Raw genomic sequence first — 9,556 nt, 5'->3', positions numbered from 1 at the left:
AGAAGACGACCGGGCCTCTGGAGAAGCTGCTGATCGCGTCGGCCTTCCGTTGGCCGGACGCGGTCGTGGCGGGCGCCGCGGCAGCGCACGAGGACAACACCGCGGTGCTGCTCAGCGGCTACACCCGCACCGAGAAGCACAAGTTGACCCAAGCGTTCATCAACGCCCACCAGAAGACCGGCCGGTACGCGATCGGTGGTCCGGCCGTGAACGGCTACGCGCTCCAGCCGGAGGTGTACCGCTCGATCTTCGGCGTCGGCCGGGTCGGGACGTCGGCCGCGGTGGCGGAGTTCTTCTTCGAGGCTCCAGCCCACGCGGGCCTGGCCCGCGCTGGCGGGACCGGGACCGATCAGGACCCGATGTTCGCCGACGCGCTGACCGGTGGGGTCCACATCGGCGGCCGGCTGGACGGCCCGATGCTGCTCACCGGGACGAGCGAGCTGTCCGTCGAGGCGGCCCGCTACCTGTGCTGGACCGCGCACACCCTCGAACGTGTGTGGGTGTACGGCGGTGTCCAGGCGGTCGCCGCGGCCGTCCAGGCGAGGGCCGAGCAGGCCATCCAGGGCGGTGGCGCGCAGCAGGAGTGCTCGTTCGACCCCGCGCCGGCTCACGGGGCGTTCCCGTCACCGTGATCACCGGCTAGCTGACCGCGAACACCACGAACGGCACGGGGCCCCGCGAGGGGCCCCGTCGCCGTTCACCGGGGGCAACGTCGAACGGCGCACCCCGCTCGGGGTGCGCCGCGTCGGATGGGCTCCGGGGGAGGGACTCGAACCCTCAACCTCGGCATTAACAGTGCCTCGCGCTGCCGGTTGCGCCACCCCGGAAGGACGCTGTGACGGTACCTCGCCGGTCACCGACCGTCGAGATGTCGCAGGCCCATCCCCGGGCTGCCCGCCGGATCTGACCGTCCTAGCATGCTGGTGGGGGCGTGACCCGACGCGGCCAGAACAGGTGGAACTCATGGAGTACAGGGACTTCGTCCTGATCCCCGATGACGAACCGGGGGTGCTGGCGCGGATCGGTGAGGCAGCCGGCCGGGCCGGCATCAACCTGGAGGGTGTCAGCGCCTTCACCGGTCAGGGCAAGGGCATCGTCCACATCCTCGTCACCGACGCCGACGAGGCCCAGCGGGTCCTGGCAGACGCCGGCTTCGACGTGCGGGCCGCCCGCGACGTCCTGGTCCTCGACATCGAGGACCGTCCGGGGGCGCTCGGCGACAAGAGCCGGGTCCTGGCCGACGCGGGGGTGAACATCGAGCAGGCGTACCTGGCCACCAACAACCGGGTGGTGTTCGCGGTCGACGACATCCGCACGGCCCGCGAGCTGTTCTCGTGACCTGACGATCCCGGCATCGTCGAACCCGCCGGTCACACCCGCCGGTTCACCCCTGGGCCGCCTCCCACATCAGCTTCGGGAGCCTGCGCAGCGACGGGTCGGCGAACACGTGGGCCAGCTCGCGCAACGTCGCCTCGGCGTTGCGGTGGTTGGCGAACCACACCGGTTTCGGCCACACCCGGAAGGGTCCACGCACGACGGACTTCTGCGGCTGGTCGAACAGGTAGGTGTTGTGCACCACGCCCCGTCCGGACTGGATGTCGTGGAGCTCGTGCCCGGGGTAGGCGCCCCACGGGGTCGAGAACATCCCGAACGCAACGCCCGTGAAGTGGTTGATCGCCACCGTCCCGTAGCGAAGGTCGGACACGGCCCGGTCGACGGCGTCAGCGACGGCCGGGTCGTTCAGCGACCGCGGGTGGACGATGATCGTGGCGGCGAGCGTCCCCCACAGCCGGTCGTTGCACAGCTCAGTGGCTTCCGCGAGGAAGTCGGGGATGGACCGCGGCGCGTCGAGGGCCGTCTCGGCGAAGATGCCGGCGAACGGCTCGGTCGTGAAGACGATGTCGTCCTCGTCTGAGGGTGCGACCCCGGGGATGAACGTCCACGGCACCCCCTCCGACCGGTCGCCCCCGTAGGTCTCGGCCTCCGGGTGCGCCTCGACGAACCGCTCGAACCGTTCACGCGCGCCCGGGTAGTAGGCGTACCGCAGCGTGGTGCGCTCCAGGGCGTCGCGGATCGCGTCGAGGAGGGCACCTCGCTTGCCCCAGCGGCGGTGTGTGATGATCAGCCGAGCGGTGACGCAGTTGAACCCGGCGTTGCCCACCAGCATCGACGCGATGCTGTCGCCGTGGAAGGCCAGGTCGCCCTCCGACCAGGGACCCGGCACGACGATGACGGGGGTGATGTTGCCCAGTTCGCTGGTGATCGGCTTGTCGAGCTGGGGGGTGCGCTGCTGCTTGTTGCGACGGCCCTCGTCGCCCGTGCCGAACACGATCGCGTCGTGGGCCTTGTCCGACCCGGTGATGTGGACGGTGTCGACGCCCGGGTGATCGGTGAGGTAGCGGCCTGCGTCCACACCGCCGTACACGATCCTCAAGAAGCCGCGGTCGATCAGCGCATCGAAGGCGTCCTCGAGGATCGGCCCCAAGTAGTCGTTGACGGGGTTCATCTTCACCACCACGACCTGGTCCTCGGCGAACAGCTTGTACAGCACGTCCGTGGGGGGGATCACGCCGACGTTGCCCGCCCCGAGCACCAACGCCACCTTGCCGTCGTGGTGGTGGCCCGGCTGGTAGATCACCGCCTGGGTGTCGGGCAGGTCCTCGAGGGTCACGTCGGGCTGCATCCACACCTCGGCGGTGAAACCCAGGAACAGCAGCCGGTCGATCACGTCGGTGGGGAAGACGGGGGCGACCACCTGGCCGTCGTGGCGGGTGTGGGGTTGGCCGGGTAGCTGCGGCCGGCCGTGCTCGGCGATGTCCTGCAGCGCCCGCTGCAGCAGCCGGAGGTTGCGCAGGACCAGTGCCGGGCCGTAGAGCCACTCCTCACCGGCGAAGTTGGAGTCCGGGTCGATGCCCTTCGCGGCGGTCCCCGCGTCCGCCCAGCGCTCCGCCTCTTCGAGGGTGTCGTCGATCAGCTGCTGGAGGATCCGGATGCGCTCGTTCACGTCGACGGCGACCCAGTCGCCCTTGCGGGCTCCCACCGTCTCGACGGCGGCGTCGAGCTCGTCGCGGGATGACCCGGGGATCGACTGGATGCCCTCCGGGATGGTCAACGTGCCGTGCAGGTCGCTGCTGGTCGACATCCTGTCCTCTCCACGTCGCTGAAGACGGTCGGGGACGCTGACGCTACTCAAGCTCACGCCGGCGGCGGTTCCGGGCCTGCGGCCGGGCCCCGTCGGCGCGCGGTCGCCGTGAAGACCCCGGCCAGGATCAGCGGGGCGCCGACCCAGAACAGCCGGCTGGGCAACTCGTCGAGGAAGGCCCACGCGAGCAGCGTCGCGCCGACCGGCTCCGCGAGCACGACGATCGACAGCACCGTGGCCGTCACCGTGGACAGAAGCGCGTTGAACACCGTGTGGCCCAACAGCTGTGGTCCCACCACCAGGGCAAGCAAGGCCAGCCACGTGACGGCGCTGTACCCCGTCAGTCGCGCACCGGCGGCCACGGCCGCGGGCAGCAGCACGACGGCCGCCACCGCGTAGACGCCGCCGGCGTACACCGACACGGGCAGGCGCCGGCGCGCTGCCCGCCCCGCCAGGAGGTACCCGGCCACGGCGATGGCACCACCGAAGGCGAGAACGTCGCCGAACAACGCGCGCCGGCCGAGCGCGATGTCTGACAGGTCGCCCACGCCGATGATCAACGCCCCGGCCATGGTGATCGCCATGCCGATCCAGGTGCGTCGGGTCGGGGGCTCGCCCAGCACCGCCGCAGCACCGACCCCGACGAACACCGGCGACAAGGTCACCAGCGTCACCGACGACGCGACCGTCGTGAAGTCCAGCGACGTGATCCACAGCGCGAAGTGCACGGCCAGGAGCACGCCCGCCCCGGCGATCTGCCGGCGCTGTGCCGCCTCCAACGGCGGCGCCCCCCGGCGGGCACGCACCGCGAACGGGGCGAGCGCGACCGCCCCACCGAGGCAGCGCCAGAACGCGATCGCCAGCGGGTGGGCGTCCGCGACCCGGATGAGGACAGCCGCCGAGGACACGGCGACGACGCCCGTCACCAAGCCGGCGACCGTCGCCGACGGTGGCAGCGACGGGACGCTCCGCGCCGCAGGCTCCGCGGGTGGGTGCGTGCGGGCCGGCTGACTCGTCGACATCCGCTGCAGGCTAGGTCACCGCACGCGGCGACAGCCGTGGCCCGACCTCCGCGTCGCACGCGTCGACGGCCGACCGACGCCCGACCGAGACTGGCGCCTGCCACGTCGAGGTCGAGCAGCCATCCTCGTCAACGAGCGACGAGAGGGCAGCAGCGATGACCAAGGAACTCGAACTGCGACGGCACACCGACGACGACGGTGACGTGCTCACCGACGACGGGGTCCGCCACGCGCTGGAGGTCGGGCAGCGCCTGCAGGACCGCTACGAGGTGGTGGTGTCCACCGGCGCGCAGCGGGCCACGCAGACCGCGGCGTGCTTCCTCGCTGCGGGCTGTCGAGGGGTCGATCGTGGTGTGGTGGTGGAGCGAGGGCTGCGCTCGGACCACGAGGACCGCTGGAAGGAGGCCTACCAGGAGGCCGGTGGCGGGGCGTTGTCCGACTTCAAGCGGGTCGCGGCCGACTTCGTCGAGGAGGAGGCCAAGATCCTCGGTGAGGCCCTGCGGCGCGTGCTGGACTCGCTCGATGACGGCGGCCGTGCGCTCATCGTGGGCCACAGCCCCACCAACGAAGCTGCGGTGTACGGCCTGACCGGGCAGGAGATCGAGCCGGTCTCCAAGGGCGCCGGTGTGCTGGTCGTGGCCGACGGTGACCGCTACGAGGTGCGTGCCCTCGAGTGAGGCAGTGCACGCGGTCACACCGGCCGGCGCTACGCTGGCGCCTCCATGCGTGCGGCTCCCGCGCTCACAGGCCTGGTCCTAGCCGGCGGTACGAGCCGTCGTATGGGCCAGGACAAGGCGTGGCTGGAGCTCGACGGCGAACCGCTGGTCCGACGGGTCGCGTCGCGCCTGTCGCGCGTGTGTGGCCGCGTGCTCATCGCGTCGGGTGACGGTCAGCGGCTGGGAACGCTGCCGTGGGATCAGGTTGCCGACGCGGTGCCGGGCCGCGGACCGCTCGCCGGGATCGTGGCGGGCCTGGAAGCGGCCGACACGCCGCTGGTCGCGGTGGCGGCGGTGGACCAGCCGTTCGCCTCCCCGGAGGTGCTGGTCGCGCTGGCCACCCTGTGGCGGGGCGAAGCGGCGGTGGTCCCACTCGTCGACGGCCGCGTGCAGCCGTTCTCGGGTGTCTACGCCACACACGCGAGCGCTTCACTCGGCCGGGTGCTCGCGTCGGGGACCAGGAGCGTCACCCATGCGCTGTCGGCCGTCGGAGCGCGGATCGCCGGATCAGACGTCTGGGCCGGCGCGGACCCCGATGGCGCCTTCGCGGTGGACCTCGACCGCCCAGCCGACCTCGCCGCACTCCGGCCCACCTGACCGCCACCTGAGGTGCGTCCGCACGCCGCCTGCGGTATCCGTACACCGACAGCCGTCGCGAGCCGGAGGACGCGTTGGCACAACCGGGTGAGGTGCTCGGCGGGCGGTACGCGCTCACGGCGCGGCTGGGACGCGGCGGGATGGCGGAGGTCTTCCGCGGCCATGATCGCCTCCTCGACCGTCCGGTCGCCGTCAAGGTCCTGTCCTCGACGGTCGCCGAGGACGCGTCCTTCCAGGAGCGCTTCCGCCGCGAGGCCCGCGCCGCTGCCTCGCTGACGCACCCGAACATCGTCGCGATCCACGACACCGGTTCGGAGAACGGCACCCACTTCATCGTGATGGAGCTGGTGGACGGACCCACGCTGCAGCAGCGGATCGCCGACGAGGCGTCCCTACCGCCCCGCCGCAGCGTGATGATCGCCGCCCAGGTCTGCGCGGCTCTGGCTGCGGCACACGACCGCGGGATCGTCCACCGTGACATCAAGCCGGCCAACATCATGTTCGCGCGGGACGGGACCGTGAAGGTCACCGATTTCGGCATCGCCCGGGCGGTGGCCGCTGCGACCGTCACCGACGCCGTGTACGGCTCGGCGCCCTACATGGCGCCGGAGCAGGCCCGCGGCGACCCCGTCGACGCCCGCACGGACGTGTACGCGTTGGGCTGCGTGCTCTACGAGATGCTGACGGGGACGCCGCCGTTCGTGGGAGATTCCCCGCTCGCGGTGGTGTCCCAGCACCTGCACCGGGAGCCGCGCCCCCCGTCCGCGCGGGTCGGTGGGATCGACCCGGACGTCGATGCGGTGGTGCTGCGGGCGCTGGCCAAGGATCCCGACGACCGCTACGTCGACGCCCGCGATCTCCGCGACGACCTCACCCGCCTGGAGCGTGGCGAGGAGCCCGCCGCCGTCCCGCTGGACGCGACACGACTGTTGCCGCGCGGCGATGCCGAGACCGTGCCGGTCGGCCCTCACGGCCCGTCCCGCGGCAGCGCCGAACGCCACCGGGTGGTGGTCGCACCACCCGACGCCGTCTCCGCCGGGACACAACGGGCGATCTTCTGGTTCATCGTGGTGGCGATCGCCGGGCTGCTGGTCTGGTTCATCGCCTCGACCGTCGACTTCCGCCTCGACCGGTTCCTGCCCCCACCACCGGAGGTGGAGGCGACCGAGGAGCCGGAGACGTCCCCACCGGTGTTCGAGACCGAGACCTCACCAGCCCCCGACACGCCACGGCAGCGCGAGCCGGCGCCGGAGACCGAACCAGCGCCCGAGACGCAACCGGAGTCTCCGCCGACCACGGCCACGGCGACCCAGCCGCCGACCCCCGGCCCGGCCGTGACGGTCCCCGGCGTCGGTCTGCGGATCGGCACGCAGCCGCGGTGACCCCCCGCTGCACCGACCGTGGCGGTCGTCGCCCGTAGCCTGCCACCGCCCGCGACCTTCGGAACGCCCGTGACCCGGCCTGGTGACGTGCTCGCCGACCGCTACGCGCTGCTGGACGTGCTCGGCGAAGGCGGGATGGGCCGCGTCTACCGCGCGCGGGACCGTACTCTCGACCGTGACGTCGCGGTCAAGGTCATGGCGCCGCACCTGGTCGGCGATCCTGATGCGGTGCAGCGTTTCCGGGACGAAGCCCGCGCCGCTGCCCGGCTGGGTCACCGCAACGTCGTGCGCGTCTACGACACCGGCTCGAGCGACGCGGGCGAGTACATCGTCATGGAGCTGGTCGACGGCCCCTCACTGAAGGACCTGCTCGCCGACGCCGGCCGTCTCCCGGTCGAGCGCGCCATCGCCACGGCGTCGGCCATCGCGAGCGCTCTGGCCGCTGCCCACGAGCAGGGGCTGGTCCACCGCGACGTCAAGCCGGCGAACGTGCTCTGGACGAGCGACGGGACCGTGAAGGTCACCGACTTCGGGATCGCCCGCATCACCGGCGACGACGTCGACGCCACGGTCGCTGCCGGGTTCGGTTCGGTCCTGTACCTGTCTCCAGAGCAGGCGACCGGCGAGCGAGTCGACGCTCGCGCCGACATCTACTCCCTGGGCTGCGTCCTGTACGAGATGCTCGCCGGACGCCCACCGTTCACCGCGGACGCACCGATCGGGATCCTGCACCAGCACGTCCACCGCCAGCCCGACCCGCCATCCGCCGCGGTCGGCGAGGTGCCGCGCGCACTGGACGCGGTCGTGCTGCGGGCGCTGGCCAAGGACCCCGACGACCGCTACCCGTCCGCCGACGCGCTCCGCGCCGACCTCGACCGCGTCCGCCGGGGCCAACCGTCGTTGACCGCCGGACCCGACCGCACCGGCCAGGGCGCGGACGACACGGTGGCGATCGCGCCGGTCGACGCTGCGGGTGCCGACACGCGCGTCGTCATCCGAACGACGTCGGCGGGAGGTCACCGGCGGACGGGGACGGTCGTGGCTGTCGCGGCCGCGGTGGTCATCGTCCTGGTCGTCGCTGCGGTGGGGCTGGGGGCGTTGTTCGGATCGCGGGCGCGCCCAGGCCCGCCGGGAGCGCCCGAGACCCAGACGCTGCGGTCGGTGGTCGGTCCAGGGCCGGTCGTTCCCGGCGGGGCGCCGGCGGATCCGCGGCCCTAGCGATGGCCGCCACCGACGACGAGCCAGCACGCCGCCAGCCGAACCGACAGAGACCATCCTTCCTGCTCGTCGCGTCGATCACGATCACGGGCATCACGGTCAACTCTCTGCTGACCCCATCGCTGCCCGAGATCCTCGATGGTCTGGAGGCGTCACGCCGTCTCGCCGGCCTGGTGCTCGCCGGTGCCACCGCCCCGGGGGTCGTCCTCGCACCGGTGATCGGTGTGCTGGCCGACCGGTACGGCCGGCGCGAGGTCGTGGTGCCGTGCCTGGTCCTCTACGGGGTGGCCGGAGGGTTGGCCGGGCTCTCGCCGACGCTCACCGTCCTGGTGGCGCTCCGCCTCGCGCAGGGTGCCGGTTCAGCTGGCCTCATCAACCTGGCCGTGGTGATCATCGGCGACCACTGGGACGGCACCGAGCGGGCTCGGCTGATCGGACGCAACGCTGCGGTGCTGACCGTCACGTTGGCTCTGGTCCCGCCGATCGGTGGGACGCTGGTGGACCTGGCCGGGTGGCGCGCCCCGTTCGCGCTGTACCCGCTGGCGTTGATCACGGCCGCGGCGGCGTGGCGCGGGCTGCCCTCAACCGAGACCCGCCACGAGACGGTCGGTCAGCAACTCGCCGCAGCGGCGCCGTACCTGCGCACCAGGGCGGTGCGCGGGGTGCTGGCGGTCGGGGTCGTGTTGTTCGTGCTGATCTTCGGGCTGAGCCTCACCGTCCTGCCGCTCTACGCCGAGGAAGCCTTCGGCCTCACACCGTCGCAGCGAGGGCTGCTCCTGGCACTCCCCGCGGTCACGTCGACCGTCGCTGCGCTCCTCCTCGGGCGGCTGCACCAGCGGTTCGTGGGCCGTCGCGTGATCGTCGCCGGAGCGGCGTTGTTCCCGGTGGCCTACGCGGGCGTCGCATGGGCACCGTCGCTGCCGTACCTGGTCGGGGCGGTCTTGGTGGTCGGGGCAGGCGAAGGCCTGCTGATCCCCGGCTTGCAGGACCTCGCGACGAGCGTCGCGCCGGCGGCGAGCCGCGGCACGGTCGTCGCGTTGTGGGTCAGCGCTGCTCGCCTCGGCCAGACGATCGGGCCGGTCGTCTCCGGGTACGCCGCGGGAACCGTCGGGTCGCCCGCGACCTTCGCCGTCGGGGCGGCCGTGGCGGCGACGATGCCCTTCGCGTTGGCGGCAGCGTTGCAGCCCCGCCGCGAAGCAGTCGGGTGACGACGGCCCGAGCCGATGCTCGACTCTGGGTAGAGCTCGAACGGAGGGAGTGATGGATCCACGTGGTGATGGCCTGGAGCGGGTGGATGATCGGCTGTACCGGACGCCGCGGTCGCTAAGCTGAGCATCTTTGGCACGGTGTCCGTCCCGGGTCGGTCGAACGTCGGTCCGTCTCTGCGGCGACGCCGCCGTAGGGTCGCCATCGACGTCCCAGGGAGGTCGCCATGGACGGTGAGGCGTCCAGCGCCGCTGCGTACGTACCCGCATCGCG

At 72.2% G+C, this 9,556-nt stretch carries 9 protein-coding genes and 1 tRNA gene; 7 read left to right on the top strand and 3 right to left on the bottom strand.

Features of this window, described 5'->3' with window-relative positions; translation table 11 throughout:
• The coding region (locus M3N57_09860; GenBank protein MDP9022975.1) for a cell wall-binding repeat-containing protein at positions 1-632 on the top strand (632 nt) is incomplete at its 5' end.
• A gap of 122 nt (positions 633-754) precedes the next feature.
• Here the strand turns inward: M3N57_09860 and M3N57_09855 are convergent.
• Positions 755-827: transfer RNA gene (locus M3N57_09855), tRNA-Asn, on the bottom strand.
• A gap of 136 nt (positions 828-963) precedes the next feature.
• Here M3N57_09855 and M3N57_09850 point away from each other — a divergent pair.
• On the top strand, positions 964-1,338 hold the full coding sequence (locus tag M3N57_09850; GenBank protein MDP9022974.1) for an amino acid-binding protein: 375 nt from the start codon (positions 964-966) through the stop codon (positions 1,336-1,338).
• 46 nt (positions 1,339-1,384) lie between these two features.
• Here the strand turns inward: M3N57_09850 and M3N57_09845 are convergent, their stop codons facing one another.
• Positions 1,385-3,142, bottom strand: a complete 1,758-nt coding sequence (locus tag M3N57_09845) for an aldehyde dehydrogenase family protein (protein ID MDP9022973.1) — start codon at positions 3,140-3,142, stop codon at positions 1,385-1,387.
• Between the two features lie 53 nt (positions 3,143-3,195).
• Positions 3,196-4,068, bottom strand: a complete 873-nt coding sequence (locus M3N57_09840; GenBank protein MDP9022972.1) for a DMT family transporter — start codon at positions 4,066-4,068, stop codon at positions 3,196-3,198.
• A 251-nt stretch (positions 4,069-4,319) separates the two neighbouring features.
• Here M3N57_09840 and M3N57_09835 point away from each other — a divergent pair, with 251 nt between their 5' ends.
• The 5 genes from M3N57_09835 to M3N57_09815 all read left to right on the top strand — a co-directional run bounded on the left by M3N57_09835 (position 4,320) and on the right by M3N57_09815 (position 9,285).
• On the top strand, positions 4,320-4,841 hold the full coding sequence (locus M3N57_09835) for a histidine phosphatase family protein (protein MDP9022971.1): 522 nt from the start codon (positions 4,320-4,322) through the stop codon (positions 4,839-4,841).
• Positions 4,842-4,943: 102 nt separating this feature from the next.
• Positions 4,944-5,477 carry a molybdenum cofactor guanylyltransferase gene (locus M3N57_09830; GenBank protein MDP9022970.1) on the top strand — a complete coding sequence of 178 codons (534 nt, stop codon included), beginning with the start codon at positions 4,944-4,946 and terminating at the stop codon, positions 5,475-5,477.
• A gap of 74 nt (positions 5,478-5,551) precedes the next feature.
• On the top strand, positions 5,552-6,859 hold the full coding sequence (locus M3N57_09825) for a protein kinase (GenBank protein MDP9022969.1): 1,308 nt from the start codon (positions 5,552-5,554) through the stop codon (positions 6,857-6,859).
• Between the two features lie 69 nt (positions 6,860-6,928).
• Positions 6,929-8,077, top strand: coding sequence for a protein kinase (locus M3N57_09820; GenBank protein ID MDP9022968.1), 1,149 nt, complete (start codon positions 6,929-6,931; stop codon positions 8,075-8,077).
• Between the two features lie 2 nt (positions 8,078-8,079).
• Positions 8,080-9,285 (top strand): MFS transporter, encoded by a 1,206-nt coding sequence (locus M3N57_09815; protein MDP9022967.1) that lies wholly within the window; start codon positions 8,080-8,082, stop codon positions 9,283-9,285.
• Positions 9,286-9,556 lie beyond the last annotated feature (271 nt).

The organism is Actinomycetota bacterium (assembly GCA_030776725.1).
GTDB lineage: Bacteria > Actinomycetota > Nitriliruptoria > Nitriliruptorales > JAHWKO01 > JAHWKW01.
The sequence above is the reverse complement of the archived record's forward strand: the minus strand, read 5'-3'. Positions and strand labels throughout refer to the sequence as shown.